This is a genomic window from Flectobacillus roseus, assembly GCF_030056595.1.
GTDB classification, from domain to species: domain Bacteria; phylum Bacteroidota; class Bacteroidia; order Cytophagales; family Spirosomataceae; genus Flectobacillus; species Flectobacillus roseus.
In genome coordinates this window covers 274,617-301,612 of sequence record NZ_JASHIF010000010.1, presented here as the reverse complement: position 1 = coordinate 301,612, position 26,996 = coordinate 274,617, and the positions used below count along the sequence as shown (strand labels likewise).

Sequence of the window (26,996 nt, the reverse complement as noted above, 5' to 3'; positions counted from 1 at the left end):
ATAATATGATTGGATGGCTTGCCTCCAATCAAACCACCGTTTACCTTTTCACCTTTATGGTGTTTTTGGCGGGTTTAGGTATCTACGGAAGCCTTCCCAAAGAACAATTCCCAGACATTAAAGTACCACAGATTTATGTGCAAACGGTCTATTTTGGTACAACGCCTGCGGATATTGAAAACGTAATCAACAAGCCTATTGAAAAGCAACTAAAGACGATTCAAGGGGTAAAACGTATCAAATCAAATGCCTTGCAAGATGTTTCGGTTATTTTGATTGAATTTAATCCAAATGTAAAGGTTGAAGATGCCTTACAGCGTGTGCGTGATGCAGTAGATAAATCCAAAAAAGATTTACCTCAAAAGCTAGATTCAGGACCAACAGCACAAGATGTAAACTTCTCGGAATTCCCGATTATGAACATCAACTTGGCGGGTAATTATCCTTTAGGAAAACTCAAAGAATATGCTGAAGAGTTACAAGACTTGATTGAAGGTTTACCAGAAATTACCCGTGTTGATATCGTTGGGGCTTTGAACCGTGAAATCCAAATCAACCTAGATTTATACAAAGCTCAGGCTTCAGGATTGTCTTTTACAGATATTCAAATGGCCGTTCAGGGGGAAAACATTAACATTTCGGGTGGTGACCTCAATGTCGATGGAGTACGTCGTACGCTTCGTGTAAAAGGTGAGTTCAAATCAGTTGACCAAATCGCCAACATTATGTTGCGTTCGTCTTCGGGTGCGATGATTCGTTTGGGTGATGTAGCAGAGGTTATAGATAGTCATGAAGAGCGTCAAGATTTTGCACGCTTAGACAACCGTTCGGTTATTACACTCAACGTAATTAAGCGTAGTGGAGCCAACTTGATTTCGGCTTCAGAGCAAATTGAAAAGATTTTGGACAAATACGAAGAAACTCGTTTGCCTCAAGGCGTAAAAGTACAAATCACTGCCGATACCTCAGAACGTACTAAATCTGATATTGATGACTTGGTAAATACCGTAATTCTAGGCTTTTTATTTGTAGTATTTGTATTGATGTTCTTCATGGGTGTGCGCGATGCCATCTTTGTAGGCTTGTCGGTACCATTATCAGCATTGATCGCCTTTATTCCTTTGTACTTCTCAGGCTTTACGCTCAATACGATTGTATTATTTGCTTTCTTACTAGGTTTGGGTATTGTGGTAGACGACGCCATTGTGGTAATCGAAAACTCACACCGTATTTTTAACCAGTTCCGTAAGTTGAGCATTGTTGAAGCCGTAAAATTAGCGGCATCAGAGGTATTCTTACCAGTATTGTCAGGTACGCTTACCACGATTGCACCATTTGTACCTTTATTGTTTTGGCCAGGTATTGTAGGTGAGTTTATGAAATTTTTACCTATTACCTTGATTTATACGTTGTTTGCTTCCTTGTTGGTTGCTTATGTAATGAACCCTGTTTTTGCAGTATCATTCATGAAACGCCACGACGAAGAAACACACCACGTAGAAGGTATTAAGTCTTTGCAAAAGCCTCTAATTGTTATGGGATTGTTGGCAGTAGTTGGTTATTTCATCAACTTTGGACTTGGTAACTTGTTTGTGTTTATCCTTGCATTATACCTTTTCAACCACTTTATCTTATCGCCAAAAATCATCGTGCCTTTCCAAGAAACAGCACTTCCTGCTTTCAAAAATCGCTATCGTGCGGTTGTAGCTTGGGTGATTCATGGCAAACGTCCGATTGGTGTTGTAATTGCTACTTTTGGTTTATTGATATTCACCTTCGTCATGATGGGTATTGTACAACCTAAGGTGATTTTCTTCCCGAGTGGTGATCCTGATTATGTGTATATCTACAACGTGATGCCTGTAGGTACAGATGCCCGTAAAACTGACTCTATCACGAAAATTATTGAGAAAAGAGTATTTAATATTATCAAGAAAAACAAAGCTGAAATAGCTGTTAACTCGGTAATCTCGAACGTCGGTAAAAACGCAGGTGACCCAACAAACCCAGACCGTTCGGCTACTCCACAAAAATCAAAAGTGACGGTAGCATTTGTGAAAAAGACAGAACGTGGTGAAATTTCGTCGGAAAGTATTTTGCAAGAAATTCGTGATGAGCTTAAGAAATCTCCTATTCCTGGCAGTGAGATTTCAGTAGAAAGAGAGCGTAATGGTCCTCCAACTGGTAAGCCTATTGCTATTGAAATTGCAGGGGATGACTTTACGGTTTTACAAAAACTTGAAAAAGACGTTAAAGAAAGAATTGAAAAGTCAGGGATCAAAGGTATTGATGAACTAAAAAGTGATTTGATTACCAACAAGCCTGAAATCATCGTTGATGTTGATAAGCAAAAAGCACAAAGAGAAGGGATTTCTTCTTCACAAGTAGCCTTGGCTATTCGTACAGCATTATTTGGTTCAGAGATTTCAAAATTCCGTGATGATAAAGACGAATATCCAATCCAGTTACGCATCAAACAAAGTGACCGTAATCAAATCGAGAAACTGTTGAGTTTGAATATCACTTATCGTGATATGACTATGGGAGGTGTTTTGCGCCAAGTTCCATTAAACTCTATTGCAACGATTAGTTATTCGACTACCTTTAGTCAAATCAACCGTAAGAATCAGCAACGTGTTGTAACACTTGGTTCGGATGTTGTAGCGGGTTATAATGCTAACCAAATTGTTGCTCAAATTACAGAATTGATTAAGGATATAGAAATTCCGAGTGGTTATACAGTAAAAATGGGTGGGGAGCAAGAAGAGCAAGCCGAAACTGCCAACTTCTTAGGAACGGCTTTTGGTGGTGCTATTTTGCTAATCTTCTTGATTTTGACAATTCAGTTTAACTCTATCTCAAAACCAATCATCATTTTCGGTACTATCTTGTTATCATTGATTGGTGTATTGTTAGGCTTTATGATATTCGGAATGACATTCTCTGTAATCATGTCGGGTGTAGGTATTATTGCCTTGGCGGGTATTGTAGTGAAAAACGGTATCCTCCTCATCGAATTTACCGATGAGCTACGAGGTCGTGGTTATGAGTTAAAAGAAGCCATTATCGAAGCTGGTAGCGTACGTTTGACGCCAGTATTGTTGACAGCCTCTGCCGCTATCTTGGGTCTAGTACCTTTAGCTGTAGGTTTGAGTATTGACTTTGTAACGATGTTTACCGAATTCAATCCACATATTGCTTTTGGTGGCGACAGTGCGGTATTCTGGGGTATTTTGGCATGGACCATTATCTTCGGTTTAAGTTTCTCTACAGTACTTACACTCGTAATCGTGCCATGTATGTACTACATCAACGAACGAGTTCGAATCAAGTACTTCCGTAAGAAACCAGCAGTAGAGTAAAATTGAGTGCATTGAGATGGAGAGAATGAGTGTTTATTTCTTCAATCTCAATGCACCAGTAGAGAAGCAGTGATTGCGTCTTATGCAGAGTTAAAATCAATCATAATAGCATCAAAAAAGGGGTTGGGAAATATTTTCCGACCCCTTTTTTGATGAATAGAAATAAGATAATTCGAAAGGAATTGTACTTCTCAAACTATAGAAAAGCAAAGACTTTTTATGAGATTTAGTCTATCCATAATCCACCGATGATTGATATTATCTGAATTTATCAATCATAAAATGCCGTATTTATGATTGATAAAAGTTATTTTATTCCTCATTTCCCTAAAAAGATACCCTTTATGCTGTAAGGCATTAGGCAAAAAAAGCTTAAATTCTATCAAAAAAACTATTTAACTTTTAGCTTACGGCGTATAGCTTAATGCCTATTGCGGGTAAAATCAATTTAATTTTACCCTTTCCTTACATCTTTATTCCAATCTGAGCCATCAGCTGACTTGCGTTGAAACTTCTACAAATTCCTTGTTTGAGGGTGTAATCAAAAACTAATTTCCCTTCTCTTACTTCTGACGAAAAACTGAAGTTCTTGACAAATCCTTTTTCACTAAACTCATCTCCCAAATCAACATCATGGGTCGAAATAAAGCCTGAGGCTTGAGCTTGATGCAATTGAAGCATCAAGGCTTTTGCACCATCATGACGGTCTTTGGAGTTAGTACCTTTTAAGATTTCGTCTAGGAAATAGAAAGTCGGTAAGCTTTGCTTTTCGTTAACCCAATCGATGAGTTGTTTTAAGCGTTTGAGTTCTGCATAGAATGAAGATGTATCTTCTTCCAAAGAATCTTGAGTACGCATACTAGTAAATACTTGCATCACTGAACACTCAAATTGTTGGGCACATACCACACTTCCAGCCAATGCCAAAATGGTATTGAGGGCTACTGTACGCTGAAAAGTACTTTTTCCAGACATATTCGAGCCAGTGATAATCACGCATTGTCCTAGCCCTTCTATCTGAATATCATTACAAACACGTTTCTCGGACTTAATTAAAGGGTGCCCCAATTGTGTAGCATGAATGATAAAATCTTTATTAGCAATTTGGGGTATAACATGAGATGGATTTGCAAAACTATGTCCCGCCACACTACTTAGCGCTTCAAATTCGCTCACAATAGCAATCCAATGCGCCAAATGATTTTGATGTTGGGCTCGCCAATTTTCCAAATGAATAAAATAACGTAAATCCCAAAGTGTCAACATACCAACGGATAGCGCAAAAATAGGATTTTGACGATTGCCAATTCTTTCCAGTAAAACACTCAATTCTTGAATATGAGCCGTTGCTTGGTTGACTTCTGTTTGTAGTCTCTGTAAATGAGCATGCTGAAATGCAGGGACTGCAATACTTTTACACAAATTCGCATAGGCTTTTAGGACATTAGCCACCGAAGAGGTTTTATCGAGATATAGCCCTAGCAATCCACTGACTTTTCTAAGAATAAAACCATGAATAATAAACACCGCCAAAATCCATTGTAATGGCAAAATATCTAAAATACAGGCCAATACCACAGGAATACTGAGATAGGGTAAGTAGAGCAAATATCGTAAAGATTTTTGCTTTAAAACCTCAAACGGAGCTAGTTGAAGCCACTCTAAGATAGGAGTAATAGGCTGATGTACATCTTCAATTTGCCAAGCATCTACTTCCAAATTCTGTCGCCAATCAATCATGTCTTTCAACTCAGAGGAACTCTCTTGACGTGTTAAAATAGTTGCATGATCGGCTGGACTTTGAAGCCAGTCAGCCAATACCTCCGCGCCTGTATAGGTACGGGTACGGTTGAGCAATTTGAAAATGGAATGCTTTCCAAAGATATCTAAGTCTGAAGCATAAAAATGTTGTGCCTTAATGTAAACTTCGCCTGTTTCCTGCCTCACAAATTTCCCTTGCAAACGGAGCGCTTCGTCTTCATTAAGGTTAGTCAATAGTTGATAGCGTAACTTTTGTGCTTTAATAGCCAAATGCTTGTTGATCATCCAAAGAAAGACGCCGAAACCAACAACCAAAATCCCTAAAAAAATCCAAGGAGATAATGCTTCGAACGCCCAGTAAGACAGGCCTCCCCAAGCGATAAAGTAGATAGCACGAGCGACAGCCCATTGGTTATATTGAGCTTGCGTTTGTGCTTGAAGGGTTTCAAAATGTTGTTGTCTTTTTTGAAAAAAGTCAATTTGTGTAGTGGATGAATTGAATGACATATTTTACGATTCTGATATTCAACAAAAATACGAGTTAAGTCGCCAATGTTCATCAAATAACCGTAAGCAAATATAGATTTGAGGATTTTCTTTAGTACCTGTGATAGCTTTAACGTAATCAATGGCAAAATTAATTTTACCAGCAATGCGCATTAAGCAAAAAGGTATGCTTGCCTAAACTCTACAGCTTGTAGCCGAGAGCGTATTAATACTTCACAACCACAATTGTACCTAAATTTAACATATAGACACCGACAAACAAGTGGTATTTCTACCTATCTTTGCACTCTATTTCTCTTTTACGCCATTAAACACCCAAAAATATCTTTTACCACTATCTCCTCTGTATCAAGGAGATAGTATTTTCATTTCAGTTTTCGCCATACAAACTACTTTAATGATTTACTTTTTTTTTCTCACCAGTAGCATATTTTTAATATTCTCGATAGTATTAAATAAATCTACACAGATCACACCAACGCTGACTAGTATCATCGAAGCATGGTTAAAATCATTACTAATAGCAACACTAGGCGTTTTTGCCTCTACAGAAATTCTGTCTGCTTTTGGTATCTTGTCTGAAGCCTCTATTCGTTATTGTTGGACAGGAATATTCGGGGGCTTACTGATTTACTGTATCAGTAAAAGGACTTATGTATCCCTCAATCCTAGTCCCATTAAAGAGAAATTCAAACAATTACCAAAATCTTACAAGATACTGGTCGGTGCGGTAATTGGGGTCTATTTATTACCCTTACTTTCGTTGGTCTTGTTGGCGGCTCCTAATAATATCGATTCAATCAATTATCATTTGACTAGGATTATTAGTTGGTTACAATTCCAAAATCTTTATCATTACCCAACACTTCATATTCAACAACTCTACCACAATATTCTAGGTGAATATTGGCAACTACATTTTCTATCTGTAAGTCCATCAGATTCATTGGTCAATTTCATCCAATTTACGGCCATGTGCAGCAGTGCCCTTACTGTAGGACTGATAGTACGTCATTTGGGCTATAAGCATAAAGTCCAAATCTTAAGTAGTATCTTATTGGTTTCGTTACCTGTGGGGATTTTTGAAAGTACAAGTACCCAAATTGACTATTTGGCGTGTTTCTATTTTTTAGTATTTGTGTATTTTGGACTATTGTACATCCAGAAATTACAGTTGAAAGATGCTACTTTTATGATGCTAGCATTAGTATTTGGGTGTTTTACAAAATATACCATCTTTTTCTTCGCGTTGCCTTTTTGTATCTGGTTTGGTGTCAGAATTATCATGAGTCAGTCTTTGATAAAATCAGGTTTAGTCTTAGGAATGATTATCACGGGTTATTGCATTGTATTTACGCCATTTTTTATCAGAAACTATCAACTGTTTGAGCATCCCGTTCATCCTCCTGTAAGCCATGTCTTACACGCTGAAAATCTAGCTACTGAGAAACATTCCATAAAATTTACACTTGGTAATACCATAAAAAACTTCTCACTACATTTAGGACTTCCCAACGAGCAGCATAATACTGCAGTGAGTAATCTTGTCAGTAAATTTCATCAGCTATTGGGAGTAAATGTTAATGACGCTCAACTTTCGGCAGATAAATTTCAAGTAAGGTTTGTGGTAACAGAGGATACGGTGAGCAATCTCTATTTACTCATTTTAATTATCGGGTCATTGATATCATACGTTTGGATAAAGCCTTCGCGAAATGAAGTAATTCTTTTTGCTTGTATGATTAGTGGTTTTTTGTTGTTTTGTTCATCTCTAAAGTTTCAGCTTTGGAGCACCCGCACACACATGCCATTTTTTGCATTAGGTTGTGTTATTATCTCTGTCGCTATTGATAAGATATCATCTAAACTTTTATACAATCTTACTTGGATTGGGTTAATTACCTCATTCCCTTTTTTGTTATTAAACCCCAATAAATCACTCGTTTCAGTTAGAAGTGTAGTAAAATACGTACTTGCTTATCCACCCAACTTTCTTTGTCTTGAAGAGAAACAAATCCCGATCTATCGTAAAAAGATAGAGGATATCTATGATTTTAACAATCCAATACCATGTTACAAACTTCAAAAACAATTGAGTTATTGGGAAAGAATGAAGCTAGTATCGAAACTAGATAAATTGGGATACTATGATGGAGAAAAACAAAGTGTATTTGATTTATCTCACCATGAGCAGTATTTCAAGGTTACAGGAGAGCAAAGTTATAGAGACTTTATGGCTATTTATCCACATATCTCCAAGCAAGAACAATCGATTGCTTACAAGTCGGGGCTAGGATATTATCATTACTGGGCTACCTATAAAACTTTGGCTAAAAAATCTATCGACTTTCATTATATCGGTTATTCTAAAGCGTTCCAAAAATTAGAGAATGAGAAAAAAGCTTTTGAGTACACCAGTATTTTAACCAATGATATGAATTGGATTAGGAAAAATATCCCTCAAGATTCTATTGCTTATGTCATAAGCAGACCAACCATTTGTCTGGTGAAACTCAAAAAGCCATCAACCAATAAATATGTAAGTTTCTACTAAATCATAAAGTTGATTATTACGAAAAATAGGAGTCATCCAAAATTTTAGGATTAGGAGGATTCTATAAACTTTATCAAAAAGGCGTTCGAAAAGCAATTTTCGAACGCCTTTTTGATAAAGCTCGTGATTAATCTTCGCTAGACACAATGCATTGCGTCTCTACTGACGAAAAATAATCACTCATTCAGTCAATCTCAATTCACTAAATTGGGATGACTCGTGTTTATTTTCATAAAACTTCTACTACCCCTCTATTTCAAAGATTTCAGAATCTCTTCAATCGCTTTATCTAATTGTGGATCTTTGTTTTCAAGACGATCAGTGAACGTTTGAGGAATCGAAATATCTGGACTTACGCCTTCTTTTTCCAAATCTTTACCATCTAAAGTATAACACCCCCAAGATGGTAAACGATAAAACGAACCATCCACCAGACCTTTGCCCGAAGTAAAGATAATCCAACGATAGGTTTCTGTACCGATGATTTTACCTAACTTCAATTGCTTGAAACCTTGCGCTGTCATTTCGGCATCACTCAAAGATTGTTCGTTGATTAATAACACAATTGGTTTGTCAGCTGGATTGAAGTTGGGCTGAATAGTAAACTGTCCTTCACGATATTTCCATTTCAAATAAGCACGCTGAGATAAGAAATTCAAGACCAAATCATGGACATTTCCCCCTCTGTTGTTACGAATATCAAAAATCAAACCTTCACGGTTATAGGCTTCCGAAGTAACATCAATCATAAATTTCTCAAACTCGCTACGTCCCATATCGCTCATGTGTACATAAGCGATACGCTTATTAGACTTGGTATCTACATACTGTTGGTTTTGGTCAATCCATTCGTCATATAGGCTACGAATCTGGGCATAACTACGCTGTGGATGTACTTTAGTCGTAAATGTTTTGCCACTACGCTCAAATGTCAAACTAATTTCGTCATCCAACGATGGTTTTGAGAAATAGAAATCACGATTGATATTAGTGTCAACGCTATCTGTATTTACCTTCATTAATCTATCTCCTGGGCGAATATCTTTATCAGCTTTATCCGAAATGGAGTTTTTGATTACGTATTTTACGACATAAGGATTTTCATTTTCGAAAACAATACCTACATTTTGAGAAACAGCTTTGTAGAAAGTAGCATCTTCGTCACCATCGGTCGAGAAACCTAAGTGTGAAGCATTCAGTTCGCCTAGCATGTCCATCAATAAAGTACGCAAGTCTGCTCTATTGTTGATAGCAGGTAAAAACTTCGCATATTTTTCTCTTGTTTTTACCCAATCCAACCCATTGAATTTTTCATCATAAAAATTCTCTTGTACACCCGCCCAAGCTTCATGGAACATTTGCTGAAACTCATTAGCTAAGTTTTTACGGAAAGTAAAATTCAAGTCAATTTTTTCAAGATTGTTTCCATCGAGGTTGAGTTTATAAATATCTCCTCTAACCAACGCAAAATATTTATCTTCAGCCACGGCAACTTCATAATCAGATACTGAAGCCCCTTCTATTTTTTCAGTTTTGTTTTTGGCAAAAGGAGCTATAGTTGTTTTGTATAATGCGCCATTTCCTCCTTCATGATTTGAAACAAAAAGTACCGATGTTTTATCGTCTTTCTGGAACACAACAGGGCTTTCGGCAGAACCAAAATCAGGACTAATTTGCTCGAATCGCTGCATCAATCCTTCCATATTGATAACAATTGGTACAATTTTAGGCGCTGGAGCAGGTTCTGGCTTTTTCTCTGGTTCTTTTTTGCCTTTAGCCTTCGCATTTTTAGGCTCTTCTTTTTTATCGTCCTTTTTCTCTTCTTTCTTTTCTTCTTTAAATAAGTCATTAAACTTATCAGATTTGAAAGGAGTATCTATTTTACTCAAGGCAATTCGGTAGATACGTCCATTAGTCAAACCAAATGGATAGCTTGCTTTGGTACGGTCAGATTCGAAATAAATATACTTGCTGTCTGGCGACCAATATGGATTGGTTTCGGTAATACCTGTATTGGTTAAATTAATGAGCTTTTTATCAGCCAAATGATACAAGAAAATGTCTTGTTCAAAATTGCGATATGCCGAAAACATGACATATTCACCATTGGGCGAAAAATAAGGTTTAGGGTTGTAGAGTGCCCAAAGCTCTTCTTTTACGACTGTATTTGAAATAAGCGTTTTGAGGTCTAATACACGAATTTCATTTTTGCCGCTGATATATACCGCCTGAGTTTTCTCCTTATTGAAGGTGATATTGCGGTTACTTTGCTCGTCCGAAGTAAGTTGTTTGGCCTTACCTTTTCCATCTGCCGAAATAGTAAAAAGGTTGTAGTAACCTTTTTCAGTAGTTTGTGTAAAAAGTAGGGTTTTATTGTCTGAAAGCCATTTTACTTCTACCACACGACCATGAGCATCTGTTGGAATTTGCGCAATGTATTTCCCTTCAACATCTGAAACAAATAATGCCCCACGTGATGAATATGCCAATTTTTTACCATCTGTCGACACATCAAACCCAGCGATATTTCCACTTACTTTAAAGTCTTGCTCGTGTGGCAAAACGTAATTGCGCAGTGGATTAGGGTTTATTTTCTGTGAAGTTTTACTAGCAACGTCATACACATACAATTGGTATTCTTTTTCAAAAACAACCTTTTGCCCGTTGGCACTCACTTGCGGACGTTTTATTGCCTCAGGGAATTGCGTCAAAGCAAGCTTTTGCCCATTCTGAAAAGTGTACAAGTTATATTGACCGTTGGCTTCGTCTGAAGCGAAATAGACATTACCACTGCGGTCAATGCTTGCCCAAAGGTCTTTACCGATGTAATTGGTATAGCGCTTATAGGCTTTAGTTTTAGGGTTGTAAGATTGAATATCTGGATTAAACGCCCCTTTATAGCCTTTACGAGTGCTTTGGTTATCGCTTTCCCAAGTATCATTGAAGAAAATCTCGCCCGTAGTTGGGTGTTCGGCTACGTTGTGGATACGATTGAAAAAGTGAGAAAATAAGCGTACGGGCGTTCCTCCATTGATAGCAAGTTTATAGGCAGTTCCGTCATTTTGCGCCCCCGAACTCAAGTAAATACTTTTTGAATCCCACGACCAAGATTCTACGTAGTCTTGGGTATCATGGAAGGTTAATTGACGAATGGCGCCGCCTTCGAGAGGCATCACATACACATCTGGATTGCCGTATTGCGAGCCAGTAAAAGCCAACCATTTTCCATCAGGAGAGATTTTTGGACGGCTTTCTGTACCTCGCATAGCTGTGAGGCGCGTGGAGACTTTGGTATTGAGGTCTGTTTTCCAAATATCTCCTTCAAAACAATACACAAGGGTTTGCGCATCAGGGCTGATTGAAGGAAAAGAAGCAAAATAGGTTTCAGTATTTTGCGCCACAATCGCCTGAGACACTAATCCCGCAGCAAGCGAGAATAAAGTAGTTTTTAACATAATTTCAGGTTTGAAATAAGATGATGAAATGAGTTTAGCATGAAGGCACAGAGTGAACAGGCACAAAGGGGCAAGTGAATTATTAAAAAACTTTGTGCCTCTGTGCCTGATGCCTATCCCCTTTTTTGTAAAACTAACCCAGTCTTGCTAAAAAACAAAAAGCGTTAGGATGAATGTATCCTAACGCCTTTGTACGGTAAGTCTATTGAGCAAAATAAAGTTTTTTGTGCTTACAATTTGACCACTTTTTGTCTTCCGTCTCCTTCCTTCGTTTTTACATCTAAAATATAATTACCTGCTGGAAGCGACTGAAGATTAATAAATTGCTCGTTTTGTCGGTTGCCTTCAAGGGTTTGTAAAATATTTCCTTCGGTATTAATAATATGGATAGACTCAATTCTGTTTTGAGTGCCAACTTGTACTTTCGTCATATCCTGTACTGGATTTGGAGATACCATAATACCTTTACTATCCAGTGGTTCAAAACCTAAAACTTTGCCAATTGGTGCGTCCTGACGAGCATCCGACATGACACTTTTACAACCATCAGTTGTTACGACCTGAACTGTAAAGCTAGCACCTGAGGTTACGGCAATTGAGCGTAGGCCAATTTGATCGCTCAAAACTGTACCATTTCTGTACCATACGTTTCCTGTGGTAGCACTTGAGGTATATTCCCAATAATCGCCATTGGCGTCAGTCTTTTTCACCACTGAAATGGAAGGCTTTACAGGATTGACACAGAATGAGTCTATCTGAGAAACAGCGTAATATTGTGTATTACCATCCTGATATGCACCATAGCGCACACGCCCTGCTGTTCCGCTCAAAGTAATTCTGTTGCTCGAAATAGAAGCTGGTCCTCCCAAAACAGACGTGATTACGCTTAATCCCGAATTAGAACTTGCGGTAATAGTAAAGGCAGCATCGCCAACGGTTTTATCTGGAACTTTGGTAATGGTCAGAGTTTGAGATTTCTTTTGCGGCAAAGTACGCGCCACGTTTGTGTACCAAACAGCAAAAGAGGATTCTTGCGTTAATGTCTTTTGCGTAGATGCAATACCTACACGTTTGTCGTTTTTATCTAATTGAATAATATCTGTATTCTCTTGTCCCGTTTTAGCATCTAGGGCATTAAAAATCACATAATCATCGCTTCTTGAGAACTCTGGATAACCAATGGTATTGTTGATGGCTGTAATTTGTAAGTCGGAAGGACGAGATAAGTTGACTCCCAAAACAGCATAATCATCACCTTGGCTATCTGAATAGAAATAATCAAAAGCCAACATATTGGTAGAGTTTTTAGAAAAAGCAGGACTACCAACATTTTCTCCTTCCACTAAATCGTTGATGAGTTTATTGACAACGCCCGTTCCGAAGGTATTCTTTTGATTACTCCAGACATTAATAAAACCTACATCCCAATATTCAATTTTGGTATTAGTTGCAGTTTTGTACTGGTTAAAGGCATCATAAACTAAGTTTTCGCCATCATAATCCCATTCAAACGAATCAGCATAAAGTACTTGCCCTGTTTTTACACCCGAATAGGTTGGATTATACAATCTAAACTTACGCCCAGAAATCGAACTCCCCGAAGCACTAAGGTCATAAACATAAATACTGGTATCGACTTTGGTTGTGATAGCCGCCAAGCGCTTACCATCTTTCGAAACTGCCACATTGTCCCAACCCGCAGCCGAGATCAGTTCTTGCTTGATGGTCGAGCTTTGGTCATTAGGCGAAAATGTTTTTACAGTACTCAAATCTATGCGATATATCCCATTATCTTGTTTTACGAAATAGGCATATTTGCCATCATCAGTAACGCTTGGTTTGTTTTTCAGTACAATATTTTTCGCAATCAAAACATAGGTACTCGTATTTACAACTGTATCTAACACATACAATGACTTGTCTTTAGGGTCATAACTTAAGATAAATGAAGAACCTTTTTTAGTCGGAACATCATTGGATGGCGCTGGCACAGGTGTTGTCGTTCCTGTGTTTGGTGTTGTATTTGGAGGGTTTGAGTCGGTAATACCTACGGCATCGAAAGCACTTTTAGCTGCATTTACTTCGGTACTGTTGGTTCCATACAAGTCTGTGGCAGACTGAATCACTGCACGACGCAAATCAAGGAATTTTGAACTACTAGTTAAGTATTTCGTTAAGGTACGATAATATACAGCTTCAGCTTTTTCTTTAGAATTGATAGATGTTGCAAAGCGATAATAAGCATAATTGACAATTCCTGAGTTGATATGCACCCCATAATTATCTTCTGAACCTGTATAATATTGGTTCATGCTGGCAGGCTGAAAACCATCATCTCGCAAGCTTGTACCTCCTTGATTAGGGTTCGATAAATCTCTTAATGGCTTTGAGCCTTTGACTACATCTTCGCCCATAAACCAATCATCTCTGTCAATCATGGCTCCAAAAATATCTGCCATCGATTCATTAATCGCACCAGATTGTCCACGATACACTAAGTTGGCTGTATTTTCTACTACTCCGTGAGTCATTTCATGTCCAGCTACGTCAAGTCCGCCTGCTAAAGGTTTAAACATCGTTGCTCCTCTGCCATATCCCATAAACTCACCATTCCAAAAAGCATTGTCCATGGCTTTTCCATCTTCATCAGTCAAGTTGATTAGGGAAATAATACTACCTCCTTTGCCATTTAAGGATTTTCTACCAAAAGTTTTTTCGTAATAATCATACGCCAAACTAGCATTATAATGTGCCGAAACAGATTCAGTATTACCCCAAGTATTATTAGTAGAAGATACCTGACGTACAGTTACATCATTTACTGACGAACCTGCCGCATTGAGCGTCCAAATAACGCCTTGTGGGTTTTCGACATTGATCGTTCCGCCTTTATACATACTTTTTGAGGCATCAATCATGTAATAATTTGAGCCAACCAAATAGGTATTGATAGCACGAGTTTTGCCATTCAAATCTACGGCATTGGCTTTTTGTGGCCCATCGAGCGTACAGGTATAGCTATATCTATCTAAAATTTCGCCCGAGTTGGCATCTATCATATAAATCCATCTTTCCAAAAAGTTAGGACGAACCACGACTTCGTATGCCAAATGCTGGTCGTTTACTGATTCATTTTTATGATAAACAAAAAGCTTTGACTGAGGCTTTTCGTATTTAAGCATGGCTTTTTCGGCAAAACTCAAAGTACGAAATTTGGTTTGTTGCTGAACATCCTGAAGAGCCACAGAAGCAATTTGCTCTGTCCCCATACTAGGTTCGGTCGAAGCCAAACTAGGTGTTGGGTAAAGCTTACCATTCATTACCTCCACGGCATCGTCTTTGGTATGCAACATGATTTGAGCACCATACACAGGAACGCCCCTATACATCTGTTGCACACGGATATGAGTTTGATTAAGATTGTCATTCTCAATCTGATTTACATCAAATTCCTCTTCTACATTCTTGAAATGTAAATATTTTTGAACAGCTGATAAATAGTTATAAGCTGCCGAGGCTTCAGAAGATCGTCCTGCTTTGGTTGTCGTATTAGAAGAAAGATTTTTAGGTTTACCCACGATAAACGATGGCATACCATTTTCATCTCTCGAAATACTCAAACCATCTTTTTTTGCCATTAAATTTTCCCGAAAAATACTATTCGAATACTGAAAATTATAACGAGAAAAAGAAGAAGGTTCTGCACTTTTCGAAAAATCAACAGTGGGCAAATTAGGACTAGTACCTTGCCCAGATTTAGATTTTTGTTTGAAAGTTTTTTGCGCTTGTGCCACAGACACACATCCGAGCAAGGCAATGAAAAGTAAAGTTTTTTTCATGAGACAAAAGAATTAACAGACTAACAGGCGGTATTTGTTGAAACACAGACAAACATATAAACGCTATTACTTTTTATCGCTCAATTTTGCCTGCTTTCAAGAATATTGGAAAGCTCACTTGGAACGTCAAATCTTCAGCGTATTTCTCTCTGCATTGCTGTACAAATTCCGTAACAGGATTATTTCCATTTTGCTGAATATATTTTTGGACGCTCGACCATGTATTTAGATACCCTTCCAACTGGTCAAAGTTCCAAAAATATTGCATCGAAAACTCAGGCGTTGGAATAGACTCAAATGGAAAAGGAATCGTAGTGTATTTTTGGTCGATATGACCACGTTCACCATCCCAGTATGAGCCAATTTGTTCTTGATAAAAGTGTTGAAAATCTTGATTCAAACTTGGATATTCTTCTATCAACAAGGTGCCATATCCCCAAAAAGCTAATAGGGCATTCGGCTTTGCAATTCGTTTGATTTCTTGGTAAAAGGCATCAAAATTAAACCAGTGAATGGCTTGTCCTACTGTGATTAAATCAAATGATGCATCTGCAAAAGGCGTTTTTTCAGCCTGCGAGATTTGATAATGGATATTGCTCGCCTGAAAAGCATTATCTAACTGCTTTTGACTAATATCAGTAGCTTCGACTTGTTGAAACTTTTGGGCTAAAACTCTTGCTACTTGACCATTACCTGTGGCACAATCCCAAGCATTTCCAAACTTATCCACATATTGAAAGATAAAATCATAAAGTTCCTGTGGATAAGTCGGGCGAAACTGGGCATATAAATTGGCTTGCGTCGAGAATCTGTCTTTAGGAAGCATAAATACTTTGAGATTGCTTAAATGTTTTTATCTATTTTTCAATCCTAATTTTTGATTTTATCCATCAGTGACTGATAAAATGTTTTGATAGAATCATTGACATTCTTAGAATTTGCCCATTGGGTTTTATAGGAAAACTTTTTACCCTCCGAAAAAACGAGATAATGATTCATATTACCCGCTTCACTCTGTGACAAACTATCCAGATGAAGCCCTTGTACAGCCTTGAATATTTTTTTGGTTTGAGCTTTTGTCAGCTTCTGAATAACCTTTACCGAGTCGCTTTTATTGGTTCGATAAAGAATTTCTCCGGAAGACTTAAGTGTATATGATTGCCATAAGTTGGCAAATCCACCACCCGAACCAACGGTAATTTCTTGTTCTTTCGGAATACTTTTGCAGGCAAATACGCCAAAAATGAAGCTAAAGAGTATGAGTTTTTTCATAGAATCCATGTTTAGGACTTAGTACTGTACGAAGGATTTCAAACTATTTCAGATTTGGGATTTCTGATTTCGGAAATATGAGAGATATGTCTTTATTTTTTACAAAATATATGTACTTACACTTCCGAAATCCAACATCCGATATCCGAAATAAACAGTTTTTATAATCCTTCGTACAGTCTTATTTAGGAATCGGGTATCTAAAAAAATATCGGGTAAAGTTATACACTCTACCCGATATTCATATAGTTGTATTTGAGAAAATTATAGCTTACAAGGTCTGTAACTCTTGAACGGTCAACCAGCTCATTAAGCCAGCGCCAATTTCTAGCGCATTTTCATCAATATCAAACGTTGGCGTATGTACTCCTGAAATAATTCCTCTTTCCTCGTTGCGAGTTCCTAAACGGTAAAAACAAGCATCTACATGATGTGTATAGAAGGCAAAATCCTCAGCAGCCAACCAAATATCCAAATCAATTACATTTTCCTGACCCATATAATCAATCGCAGCACCTTTCATACGGCGTGTTAATTCTGGTTCATTTTGCAAGAAAGGATATCCTTTTTGGATAAATACCTCACATGTTCCACCCATAGCTTCAGCAGTTAGCTCGGCAATTTTTCTGATTTTTTCTAAACCTTCGGCACGCCATTGCTCGTCCATTGCTCTGAAAGTACCTTCGATATATACCTCATTTGGAATAACATTGGTTGCTCCATTGGCAATTACCTTTCCAAAAGTCAATACCGAGGGATAGCGAGGATTACGGTTACGAGAAATGATTTGTTGCATTGACACAATGATATGAGAAGCAATCAAAACAGGGTCGATACAGTTTTCAGGCATAGCACCATGTCCACCTTTTCCTTTTACAGTTAAGTATAACTCATCTGCCGAAGCCATGTACATTCCTTCACGGAAACCGATTTTTCCTACAGGAATATTTGGAGCTACATGCTGTCCTAGCATTTTGTGAGGCGCAGGATTTTGTAATGCACCTTGCTCAATCATGATACTAGCACCACCTGGGGCTTTTTCTTCAGCAGGTTGGAATACCAATTTTACGGTTCCTTCAAAATCATTTTTGAGTTGACTCAAAATTCGTGAAGTTCCCAACAACGAAGCTGTGTGCACATCGTGCCCACACGCGTGCATGACGCCAGGATTTTGTGATTTATAAGGTACGTCATTGGCTTCAACAATCGGTAAAGCATCCATATCCGCACGCAAAGCCACTACTTTTGTACTAGGATTGCGCCCTTCGATAGTTGCCACCAAACCCGTGTTAGCAATTTCGGTAGGAGTAATCCCCATCGATTTGAGTTGCTCGGCTACGTATTTTTGTGTATTAAATTCTTGGAACGAAAGCTCAGGGTTTGTGTGCAAATAACGACGATTGGCCACAAACTCACCCGCCATGGATGCAGCTAATTGTTTAATTTTATCTTTCATTTTTCTAAATATTTCGAGTAGCAATAGGTCACTTACAGACCAATTTGGACGACAAAGTTACATCACAACTAGTCTTTAGCCCAACCAATTACGTAAATTCTCATTCTCATGATCTACTTGACCGATAGTTAAGCGAAGGTTTTCGTCAAAACTAGCTTCAATTCCGTACCATGCCAAGCGTGCTTTTACTTGTTCTTGTAAAGGAATACTTCCTGAAATGCATTCGGCAAAATAGGTTTCCAAACTACCTCCAAATACTTCCTCGGCTAGTTTTTTATAATCATTCAATGAATAACCCAAACCTGACTCTCCGAAATTTTCCCACATCAATCGCATAACATCATGAATAGATTTTTCATGTTGCGTTGCTTCACGAATCAATCCATCCAATAAAAAGGCAACAACTGCCCCTTTGTTATAGATTGATACACGACGATTAGGAATAGAAGGCACATAACCATCAAGCCACAAGTCAAACGAAGCCTCTACTAACGACATAGGTGATAGTCCATCTTCTTCAAAATGGCGGCGAATAGTAGTTGTAAATTCCTTTAGATAGGCATCAAGACTAAATACACCTGACTGTTTTAAGAAAACATCCCCTAAATACGTCGTAACACCTTCTGCCACAAAGCCTGTCGGAAAATAATTTTCTTTAGTAAAATCATAAGGCATCATTTCCACTGGACGAATCTTACAAATATTCCAAGCGTGGTACAGTTCATGAGAACTTACACCCAATAAATCGGTGTAAAGACCATCACCCTCTGTATCTGGACCTAATACAATCATGGTTGAGTTACGATGCTCAACACCATGATAGAAGGCTACAGGCAATATCCAGTTGATAAAATGGTAGTCTTTTTCAGGGAAATCTCCCATTATGTCAATTTGTTTTTCAGAAAAACTAGCAAAGTCTGAAAGAATTTTCTCCCAGTTTGGTTGATAATTTCCCAAAAACCAAACATAAAATTGAATACCCGCAGCCTTATACGTTTGGCACTGTAAATATGGACTAGCCAATACTGGCGAATCTACCAACTGATAATAATCTTGTGCCAATAAAGTCTTTCCTTCAATAGGCATTCCACAAGCGATTTTATACTCATCGGCCACTCCAAGTTCAACCGTACAAGGCTCATGCATGCGCCCACTTACATAAGGCAGACAGTTTACGAAGTTGACATACATAGTATTTTCGTCTACATACGAGCTACCCGCATTAGCAAAAACGCCTTTAGAATGTTGAATATAAGCGTAATAACGAAGTCTAATAGTTAATTTTGAGATATTTTTGGTATAGACTTTCCAGCGGTCTTTGTTTACTTTATGAAACTCCACGGGGTTTTGCTGTTCGTCAAAAATTTCGAACGTTTGAATATTTTTAGCAAAATTCTGTAGCTCATAACGTCCCGGACGCCAAGCAGGTAATTGAATTTTTATACGGTCAGATGTAATATTCTCCACCTCCAATTCTACAGTTAAGAAATGGTTTTGTGGATTTTCTGCATAAATTTTGTATCTCATATTTTATTGATATAGCTAAAGCCGCAAGGTACTATTATTCACAAAGAATCCAAAGTAACTCATAATCAACCTCCAAGCATTTAGAATCTTTTGTAAAAGTAGTTTGCAATTAAAAAATAATTGAGTACCTTTGCAGTCCTAATTTCGGGGCAAAAGATTTTTGTATTTTGAAAATTTTCACTGATACTTCAGACATCCTTTGATAATTTTTCAAAATATCTCTGAAAATCAGTCAGTTCATATTGTAAAAGGCATTTCAATTTTCAATAGCAATGAAAAGAACGTTTCAACCATCGGTAAGAAAGAGAAAAAACAAGCACGGATTCCGTGAAAGAATGTCAACTGCAAATGGTCGCCGTGTATTGGCAGCTCGCCGTGCAAGAGGAAGACACAAATTGACAGTTTCAGACGAGAAGAGAGGTAAATAATACAAAGTTTCTGCGTTTCGTGTTTCAAGTATCGTGTGAACAGTTGCTCAACGCGATTCCAGAGACACTTACATGAGACTTTGCATGAAAGCAACTTTAAAGAAATCTGAACGACTTTCCAGTAAGAAGGTAATTGGTTCCCTCTTTGATAAGGGTAGTGAAAACACCAAATCGGTTTTTCTCTACCCTTTTCGTGTTTCTTATTTTCTACAAGAATTATCTAACGAAAATACAGAACCTACACTTCCTCAGATGCTTATCTCTGTATCTAAGCGCTACTTTAAACATGCTGTTGATCGTAACTTAGTCAAACGTCGCACCAGAGAAGCTTATCGTCTCAACAAATCTATCCTGCTTCAAAAAAAAGACAGCCCTCTACCAGCATCCATCGCTTTTGTGTATATTGGTAAAAAAATCGAAGACTTCGCTAAAATCGAAAAGTCGATGAAGAGTATTTTGCATAAAATGTAATTTTACCCGCAATATGCTTTAAGCAATATGTCGTAAGCTAAAAGCTGTACTTACCTAATGCCTAAGCTTACAGCCTAGCGCATAATTATCCAGTTTTGCCTAGTTACTTAAGTTTTTTGTTATACAAAATAACACAATTGCTTTAGCTTCGTTATATTCTTATTGGTGTAGAAAGCTGAATTAATCCTATTATGAAATTAAAACGACCTTACCGAGCCCTTTTGGCGACTTCTGCTCTTGTTGGAAGTTTATCTCTCGCTTCATTTACCGACCAAGGAGAGCGTTTTTTTGAAATTGCCAAAAACCTTGATATTTATGCTACGCTTTTCAAGGAGCTCAATCGCTATTATGTCGACGAAATAAATCCAAATCGTACTATCAAAATGTCTATCGATGCTATGTTGAAGTCATTTGACCCATATACCGTGTTCTATGCCGAAGACGATATTGAGGATTACATGACCATGACCACTGGTAAGTACAATGGCATTGGCATTGTAACGGGCAATCGTTCGGGGCGTATTACTGTAATGGCTATCGACGAAGGAACACCAGCTGAAAAATCTGGCTTGCGTATTGGTGACGAAATTGTAAAAGTAGACGGCATCGAACTTAGTAAAAAAGGTATCGACCCCGGCAAACTCATCAAAGGTCAAACAGGTACTGTCGTAAAACTTACCGTAAAACGTTATGGTAGCAATAAACTTGAAGATATTAGCGTAACGCGTGATGTCGTGAAAATGAAAAATGTCACTTACTACGGCATGATCAACGACGAAGTGGGCTATATCGACCTGAAGGACTTTAATACCACCGCAGCCAAAGAAGTTCGTCAGGCATTTGCTGAATTGAAGGAAAAAGGCATGAAAAAACTTATCCTTGACCTGAGAGAAAACCCTGGTGGTCTCCTAAATATGGCAGTAGATATTTGTAATATTTTCTTACCGAAAGATTCAGAAATTGTTTCAACCAAAGGAAAAGTTGAAGAATGGAATAAAACCTATTCGGGGGTAAAAGCGGCTGTAGATGTAGATATGCCGATTTCGGTATTGACCAACTCGCGAAGTGCTTCGGCTGCTGAAATTGTCGCTGGTGTAATTCAAGACTACGATCGCGGAGTGTTGGTTGGACAAAGAAGTTATGGAAAAGGCTTGGTTCAAATCACACGTGATTTACCTTACAATACCAAACTCAAAGTAACTACTGCCAAATACTATATTCCAAGTGGTCGTTGTATTCAGGCGATTGACTATAGCCACCGCAACCCAGATGGTAGTGTAGGAAAAGTACCAGATTCGCTTATGACAGCTTTCAAAACTGTCCGTAGTGGTCGTACCGTTTATGATGGTGGAGGAATTTTACCTGATATTGAAGTTGAAAAGCCAATTCCTGCGGTAGTAACTCAATCTTTATCGGGTCGTTTGATTTTGTTTGATTATGCTATCAAATACCATTTCGAGCATCCGAGCATTAAGCCTGCCAAGGAGTTTTCTTTGAGTGATGCCGAATATCAAGACTTTGTTAAATGGGCAGCCACGCAAACTTTTGACTATACCACTCAGGCTGAAAAAGACTTGAATGAACTTGAAGCTTCTGCTAAAAAGGAAAGATATTACGACGCTGTAGCTGACCAATTGAAAGCTTTGCGCACAAAACTTTCACACAATAAAGAAGCGGATATGATGAAGTTTAAGGACGAAATCAAAACAGCTTTGGAGCAAGAAATTGTGGTACATTATTATTTGCAAAAAGGTACTCGCGAGCAATCATTTGCCAAAGACCCAGAAATACAAGCAGCACTCAAGTTATTTGGCGATATGAACCGCTATAACAATATCTTGAAAGGAAAGAAATAGTATTCTGACTATAAATATTTCGTAAATTTGTGTGCTTGGGGAGCAATTCTCAAGCACATTTTTGTTTAGATAGAGTGAGTTATCAATTTTACCCACTCACCAATAAAAACATTCGCAAAGCGAAATCTCAAATCATTATGTCTCTGATAGTTAGTATCGATACTTCGACCAAAGTTTGTTCTGTAGCATTACATAAAGAAGGCAAGCTGTTAGGTCTTTCTGAATTATTTACTGAAAAATCGCATTCAGGAATGTTGACTACATTGGTTGAAAATGTAGTTAAGCAAGCTGGATATGAACTTTCACAACTCGACGCCATTGCGGTTGCCAAAGGTCCAGGTTCTTATACTGGATTACGTATTGGGGTTTCTACAGCCAAAGGGCTTTCATTTGCCTTAGATAAGCCTTTATTATCTGTAAATACACTTGAGGCAATGGCAGCACAACTCAAAGATATGTACAGTGCCGACACGCTACTTTGCCCGATGATTGATGCACGTCGTATGGAGGTTTACTGTGGTGTTTGGAATGCTGCTATGGAAAATATCAGTGAAATTGAAGCCAAAATTATTGACGAAACTGCTTTTACTGAGTTATTAGAAAAACAGTCTATTGTATTTTTTGGTGATGGTGCAGCCAAATGCAAAAGCCAAATCTCTCATTCCAATGCTCTATTCCCTAATACAGATTTGTATCCTTCGGCTCGTACGGTAGGCGTATTAGCCTATAAGGCTTTTCAAGAACAGGCATTTGAAAATGTAGTAAGTTTTGAGCCTTTCTATTTAAAAGATTTTGTTGGAACAACACCCAAAGCTGCCCAAAACAAAGCCTAACATTTGTTGAGCATCAATCTTAAGTTTAATGATTATGGAACTAGACGACCCAATTATCAATAAAGTAGCCAGCAGTGGATTGGTTACGCTCGACCTTGAAGATTATTATCACCAAGGCGAAAGAGTCATTTATGACTTGAAAGATAACCTATTCATGGGAATGATTTTGAAAGAAAAGGATTTCCGTGAGTTTCTCAAAAATCATGATTGGTCTATTTATGAAGGCAAAAATGTAGCTATTATTTGCTCCGAAGATGCCATTATTCCGACATGGGCTTATATGCTTTTAGCACTTAAATTAAGTCCGTTTGCCAACGCGGTAGTATATGGAAATTTGGAGCAATTAGAAGATAAGTTGTATTTTGACGCTATTGCTAAAATCAATCCATTGGATTATGCCGATGCTAGAGTAGTGGTAAAGGGCTGCTCAAAAGTACCTGTTCCTACGTCTGCATACGTGGAAATAACGCAAAAACTCATGCCACATGTCAAAAGCCTCATGTTTGGTGAGCCATGCAGCACAGTACCTCTTTACAAGAAAAAATAAATATGATTGTGGGGATTTGAAGATCTGAGAATGATTTTATAAGACAGCACTTTCTGCGATTGCTACTTATTTATAATATTTTTGTTCGTGTATTCAAATACAAATACTATTTTCCAAATCCCCACATCTTCAAATCTTCAAATCATTAAAATATCGCTTTTTCTCTTTTTCCCAAAAACGGAATCCAACTTGATTCTAGACTACCACCTAAGTCACGCAGAAACATAATAAACGAAGGTTTGAAAGGCTTGCTTCTGAGTGGCATATTTGCCTCCTCTGGTGTTAAATCTCCTTTTTTTGAATTACATCTTCGACAGGCTGTCGTGAGGTTATCCCATGTAGTACGTCCACCACGTGATTTTGGCATGACGTGGTCGAGGGTAAGGTCATCTTTGGAGCCACAATATTGACATACGTTGTGGTCACGACGGAAGATATTTTGACGAGACAAAATAACACCCTTATAAGGCATATAGATATACTTGTGAAGGCGAATAACCGAAGGCATAGGAAAAGCCTGAGAAATACTATGTAATTGCTCGTTTTCGGATTCGGCCACCAAATCGGCCTTATTTAGGTACACTAACAAAAATGCTTTGGGAATAGAACAAACGGCTAATGCTGTGTAATCTTGATTCAATACTAAGACTTTCCGACCCATAACTAATTCAATTTTTAGTGAACAATATGGTCATCAGCCGAAGGTATTTTGTCAGTTACCTCTACTAATGACCTCTACGCTTGAGATGTTGGAATATATGGTTGTTATGAAACATGCTTATTATAGTAAAATTCAATCGCACAAGGCTAACAGAACGATGAAAACAAAATGGTAATAGCTATTCAAAAATGGTAGTTTTATGAAACCATTGAGTTTTCCACCTACTCGCAAATTAATGATAAATCTCAATAATACAACTCGTATATTCAAAAAATAGTTTTGCCGTAATTATTTGCTAATGAATTGGTTATATACGTAATACAAGTAGGTTAGTGAGCAAAATAAAAATTAAGTTATGTATTTAGGCACTAGGCAACAGGCACAAGGCAAAGAGTGTTAAAATGTTATTTAATACCCACAGCCATGCTTTTTCCAAAGTCCACCACCGAAAGTCCATAGCTTCAAATAAAAAGGTCTGTACCGAAGATATCATTCTTGGATACAGACCTTTTTATTATGTCATAAGATTGTATAGAAACTACGTTAGCCTCAGAGGTATCCTCCTTTTCAAACGATTAAAGCATTTAGTGATTAACTTTTCATACATCTTGCCATATCTTTCAAAACACCATTCATGCAAGAACTTAATTTCATCGATGGCTAAGTTTTTAATTGCCTTTCTTAGCTCTTTTTCAAATAACTTTGCATCAAAACTTACTTTCTCAAGTATCATTTTGACATAGTCTAAAGCTGTCATAGTTTAAATTAGATTTGATAATCTTGGTTTTTAAGTTATTAGGTTAAACGGTAATTTAAGTTTGAATAGTGTCTTCTTGAGGTAAAAGTCGTAAATTGCTCAACAATTAGCACTTCAGACACATAGGCATTTCTTCATCCCAAACTCAAAGTTTTCATTTTAGTGTGTCATATTCGCCAACGAATAAATCTAGAAATTGAAAACAGTAAATCATTCAAAACCCATAAAATAGTATCTATTGACGAAAAACGGTGAAATTTACAAATAAATATATCAATATTCCAATATTATTTTGTTTTTTATTCAGCTATTCGCTGATAGCTCAGGAAAACACGCCTACACTTGTTTTGGGTGAAAAGACCATCACAATGGATGGATTTTTTACCATAACAACTGTGGTAAAAACAAATCCTGACCAGCCATTTCCTGAATGTAAATTTCCAGAATTAATAGAATTTAATAAACGAGGATATTCAAAGTCTATTGCTCGTTCGGTTGTTAATGGACAGCCTACGGTTACCTATAATATTACCCAAAACTACCAGCCTAAAAAAGAAGGTACGTTAAAAATCAAACCATTTAAAGTACTGGTTAATGGCACCGAAATCAAAAACGAGGGAGTAGTTGTAATTGTCAATAAAGCAGTAGCAAGCCCTAATCCTGAAACGGAGAATGAGGAATCATTGGTATCAGTAGCTGAAGGCAATCAAAAAGACTTAGTAAATGTAAAAGAAAATGCATTTTTGGCCATCAGCACCAACAAATTAGCGCCTTATGTGGGAGAAAACTTTACCTTGACGCTAGCGTTTTATGTTGCCGAAAACAATACAGCCGCTTTAGAATTTGATCATAACGAAATACAGATTCCTGAAATTATCAAAAAGATAAAACCTGAAAGTTGCTGGGAAGAAAGCTTTGGACTTACCGAAACGCAAACTTCGACGGTAAAATTGAATGGTAGAACCTATACGCAATACAAGTTTTATCAGGCAACTTTTTATCCACTTAATAACAAGAAAATTAGTATCCCTTCTGCAAATCTTCGTTTGTTAAAAGACTTTGATGAAAAAGAATCTAAAAAACGTAATTATGTTACTTTTTTGAGTAAAGCTTTTACCATACAGCCGAGAGACTTACCACCGCACCCTCTGAAGCAACAAGTATCGGTGGGCAATTTTTCGCTTAAAGAGAATGTGAGTAATAGTAAAGCGCAAACAGGGCAATCTATCGACTATCAAATTCAAATTATTGGTGATGGGAATATCTCTGTAATTCGTTTACCCGAAGTCAAAAATGATAGTACTTTTGACTTTTTTCAACCTGATATTAACTCGATTGTATCGCCTCAAGGCAGTAAAATTATTGGCACAAAATCTTTTACTTTTCATATTATTCCCAAACAGGCTGGTAACTTTGCAATGTCAAAGTATTTCAATTGGGTATTTTTCAATCCAACTACAGCTCAATATGATACGCTAAAGCCCAAAGTGATAATCCATACCAAGGGTCGAACTATTAGCACGGTAGATACTCCTAATGCTGAAAATTCGACGATTTATGATGGACTAGAGAATATCTCGACACCCGAAGGAACAAGCAACTTGGTGAGACTTCTCAAGAACGAAGCAAATATCATCATTATCATTATGCTGGCAGGATTGATTTATCTGTTTTTACCAGGCAAGAGAACCAGACAATAACATCGACTCA

Annotated in this window: 17 protein-coding genes; 8 read left to right on the top strand and 9 right to left on the bottom strand. The window is 37.6% G+C overall.

Annotated features, from left to right (window positions below; genetic code table 11):
* Window positions 1-5: 5 nt before the first annotated feature.
* On the top strand, window positions 6-3,362 hold the full coding sequence (locus QM524_RS13730) for an efflux RND transporter permease subunit (protein ID WP_283345084.1): 3,357 nt from the start codon (window positions 6-8) through the stop codon (window positions 3,360-3,362).
* A gap of 465 nt (window positions 3,363-3,827) precedes the next feature.
* Here QM524_RS13730 and QM524_RS13725 read toward each other — a convergent pair whose 3' ends face one another.
* Entirely contained in the window at window positions 3,828-5,630 is a 1,803-nt protein-coding gene (locus tag QM524_RS13725; RefSeq protein WP_283345041.1) for a MutS-related protein, read from the bottom strand.
* Between the two features lie 397 nt (window positions 5,631-6,027).
* On the opposite strand from QM524_RS13725, the gene QM524_RS13720 reads away from it, so the two are divergent.
* Window positions 6,028-8,184, top strand: coding sequence for a glycosyltransferase family protein (locus QM524_RS13720; protein ID WP_283345040.1), 2,157 nt, complete (start codon window positions 6,028-6,030; stop codon window positions 8,182-8,184).
* Between the two features lie 251 nt (window positions 8,185-8,435).
* Here the strand turns inward: QM524_RS13720 and QM524_RS13715 are convergent, their stop codons facing one another.
* From QM524_RS13715 to QM524_RS13690, 6 genes are all read right to left on the bottom strand, one after another.
* On the bottom strand, window positions 8,436-11,639 hold the full coding sequence (locus QM524_RS13715; RefSeq protein WP_283345039.1) for a S41 family peptidase: 3,204 nt from the start codon (window positions 11,637-11,639) through the stop codon (window positions 8,436-8,438).
* A gap of 230 nt (window positions 11,640-11,869) precedes the next feature.
* Window positions 11,870-15,478, bottom strand: coding sequence for a M4 family metallopeptidase (locus QM524_RS13710; RefSeq protein ID WP_283345038.1), 3,609 nt, complete (start codon window positions 15,476-15,478; stop codon window positions 11,870-11,872).
* A gap of 73 nt (window positions 15,479-15,551) precedes the next feature.
* On the bottom strand, window positions 15,552-16,304 hold the full coding sequence (locus QM524_RS13705; protein WP_283345037.1) for a class I SAM-dependent methyltransferase: 753 nt from the start codon (window positions 16,302-16,304) through the stop codon (window positions 15,552-15,554).
* 44 nt (window positions 16,305-16,348) lie between these two features.
* Complete coding sequence (locus QM524_RS13700) at window positions 16,349-16,750, bottom strand: hypothetical protein (protein WP_283345036.1); 402 nt, start codon at window positions 16,748-16,750, stop codon at window positions 16,349-16,351.
* 271 nt (window positions 16,751-17,021) lie between these two features.
* Window positions 17,022-18,206 carry a M20 metallopeptidase family protein gene (locus QM524_RS13695; protein ID WP_283345035.1) on the bottom strand — a complete coding sequence of 395 codons (1,185 nt, stop codon included), beginning with the start codon at window positions 18,204-18,206 and terminating at the stop codon, window positions 17,022-17,024.
* Between the two features lie 75 nt (window positions 18,207-18,281).
* Window positions 18,282-19,733 carry a M61 family metallopeptidase gene (locus QM524_RS13690; protein WP_283345034.1) on the bottom strand — a complete coding sequence of 484 codons (1,452 nt, stop codon included), beginning with the start codon at window positions 19,731-19,733 and terminating at the stop codon, window positions 18,282-18,284.
* 272 nt (window positions 19,734-20,005) lie between these two features.
* On the opposite strand from QM524_RS13690, the gene rpmH reads away from it, so the two are divergent.
* The 5 genes from rpmH (at window position 20,006) to QM524_RS13665 (ending at window position 23,868) form a co-directional block, all read left to right on the top strand.
* Entirely contained in the window at window positions 20,006-20,161 is a 156-nt protein-coding gene (gene rpmH, locus QM524_RS13685; RefSeq protein ID WP_095161102.1) for a 50S ribosomal protein L34, read from the top strand.
* A gap of 84 nt (window positions 20,162-20,245) precedes the next feature.
* Window positions 20,246-20,632 carry a ribonuclease P protein component gene (gene rnpA / locus QM524_RS13680; RefSeq protein WP_283345033.1) on the top strand — a complete coding sequence of 129 codons (387 nt, stop codon included), beginning with the start codon at window positions 20,246-20,248 and terminating at the stop codon, window positions 20,630-20,632.
* A gap of 191 nt (window positions 20,633-20,823) precedes the next feature.
* On the top strand, window positions 20,824-22,488 hold the full coding sequence (locus QM524_RS13675) for a S41 family peptidase (RefSeq protein ID WP_283345032.1): 1,665 nt from the start codon (window positions 20,824-20,826) through the stop codon (window positions 22,486-22,488).
* 137 nt (window positions 22,489-22,625) lie between these two features.
* Window positions 22,626-23,321, top strand: a complete 696-nt coding sequence (gene tsaB, locus QM524_RS13670; protein WP_283345031.1) for a tRNA (adenosine(37)-N6)-threonylcarbamoyltransferase complex dimerization subunit type 1 TsaB — start codon at window positions 22,626-22,628, stop codon at window positions 23,319-23,321.
* 34 nt (window positions 23,322-23,355) lie between these two features.
* Window positions 23,356-23,868 carry a DUF2480 family protein gene (locus tag QM524_RS13665; RefSeq protein ID WP_283345030.1) on the top strand — a complete coding sequence of 171 codons (513 nt, stop codon included), beginning with the start codon at window positions 23,356-23,358 and terminating at the stop codon, window positions 23,866-23,868.
* Window positions 23,869-24,013: 145 nt separating this feature from the next.
* Here the strand turns inward: QM524_RS13665 and QM524_RS13660 are convergent, their stop codons facing one another.
* Both QM524_RS13660 and QM524_RS13655 read right to left on the bottom strand, forming a co-directional pair.
* Window positions 24,014-24,529: an HNH endonuclease gene (locus QM524_RS13660; RefSeq protein ID WP_095161099.1), complete on the bottom strand. Its 516-nt coding sequence runs from the start codon at window positions 24,527-24,529 to the stop codon at window positions 24,014-24,016.
* 538 nt (window positions 24,530-25,067) lie between these two features.
* Window positions 25,068-25,286, bottom strand: a complete 219-nt coding sequence (locus tag QM524_RS13655; RefSeq protein WP_095161098.1) for a hypothetical protein — start codon at window positions 25,284-25,286, stop codon at window positions 25,068-25,070.
* A 251-nt stretch (window positions 25,287-25,537) separates the two neighbouring features.
* On the opposite strand from QM524_RS13655, the gene QM524_RS13650 reads away from it, so the two are divergent.
* Window positions 25,538-26,986, top strand: a complete 1,449-nt coding sequence (locus tag QM524_RS13650; RefSeq protein ID WP_283345029.1) for a BatD family protein — start codon at window positions 25,538-25,540, stop codon at window positions 26,984-26,986.
* Window positions 26,987-26,996 lie beyond the last annotated feature (10 nt).

What these genes read in the sequence shown, in the direction of transcription:
- QM524_RS13730 (WP_283345084.1), top strand. Translation starts at nt 6, where the DNA reads ATGATTGGATGGCTTGCCTCCAATCAAACCACCGTTTACCTTTTCACC.
- QM524_RS13725 (WP_283345041.1), bottom strand. Translation starts at nt 5,630, where the DNA reads ATGTCATTCAATTCATCCACTACACAAATTGACTTTTTTCAAAAAAGA.
- QM524_RS13720 (WP_283345040.1), top strand. Translation starts at nt 6,028, where the DNA reads ATGATTTACTTTTTTTTTCTCACCAGTAGCATATTTTTAATATTCTCG.
- QM524_RS13715 (WP_283345039.1), bottom strand. Translation starts at nt 11,639, where the DNA reads ATGTTAAAAACTACTTTATTCTCGCTTGCTGCGGGATTAGTGTCTCAG.
- QM524_RS13710 (WP_283345038.1), bottom strand. Translation starts at nt 15,478, where the DNA reads ATGAAAAAAACTTTACTTTTCATTGCCTTGCTCGGATGTGTGTCTGTG.
- QM524_RS13705 (WP_283345037.1), bottom strand. Translation starts at nt 16,304, where the DNA reads ATGCTTCCTAAAGACAGATTCTCGACGCAAGCCAATTTATATGCCCAG.
- QM524_RS13700 (WP_283345036.1), bottom strand. Translation starts at nt 16,750, where the DNA reads ATGAAAAAACTCATACTCTTTAGCTTCATTTTTGGCGTATTTGCCTGC.
- QM524_RS13695 (WP_283345035.1), bottom strand. Translation starts at nt 18,206, where the DNA reads ATGAAAGATAAAATTAAACAATTAGCTGCATCCATGGCGGGTGAGTTT.
- QM524_RS13690 (WP_283345034.1), bottom strand. Translation starts at nt 19,733, where the DNA reads ATGAGATACAAAATTTATGCAGAAAATCCACAAAACCATTTCTTAACT.
- rpmH (WP_095161102.1), top strand. Translation starts at nt 20,006, where the DNA reads ATGAAAAGAACGTTTCAACCATCGGTAAGAAAGAGAAAAAACAAGCAC.
- rnpA (WP_283345033.1), top strand. Translation starts at nt 20,246, where the DNA reads ATGAAAGCAACTTTAAAGAAATCTGAACGACTTTCCAGTAAGAAGGTA.
- QM524_RS13675 (WP_283345032.1), top strand. Translation starts at nt 20,824, where the DNA reads ATGAAATTAAAACGACCTTACCGAGCCCTTTTGGCGACTTCTGCTCTT.
- tsaB (WP_283345031.1), top strand. Translation starts at nt 22,626, where the DNA reads ATGTCTCTGATAGTTAGTATCGATACTTCGACCAAAGTTTGTTCTGTA.
- QM524_RS13665 (WP_283345030.1), top strand. Translation starts at nt 23,356, where the DNA reads ATGGAACTAGACGACCCAATTATCAATAAAGTAGCCAGCAGTGGATTG.
- QM524_RS13660 (WP_095161099.1), bottom strand. Translation starts at nt 24,529, where the DNA reads ATGGGTCGGAAAGTCTTAGTATTGAATCAAGATTACACAGCATTAGCC.
- QM524_RS13655 (WP_095161098.1), bottom strand. Translation starts at nt 25,286, where the DNA reads ATGACAGCTTTAGACTATGTCAAAATGATACTTGAGAAAGTAAGTTTT.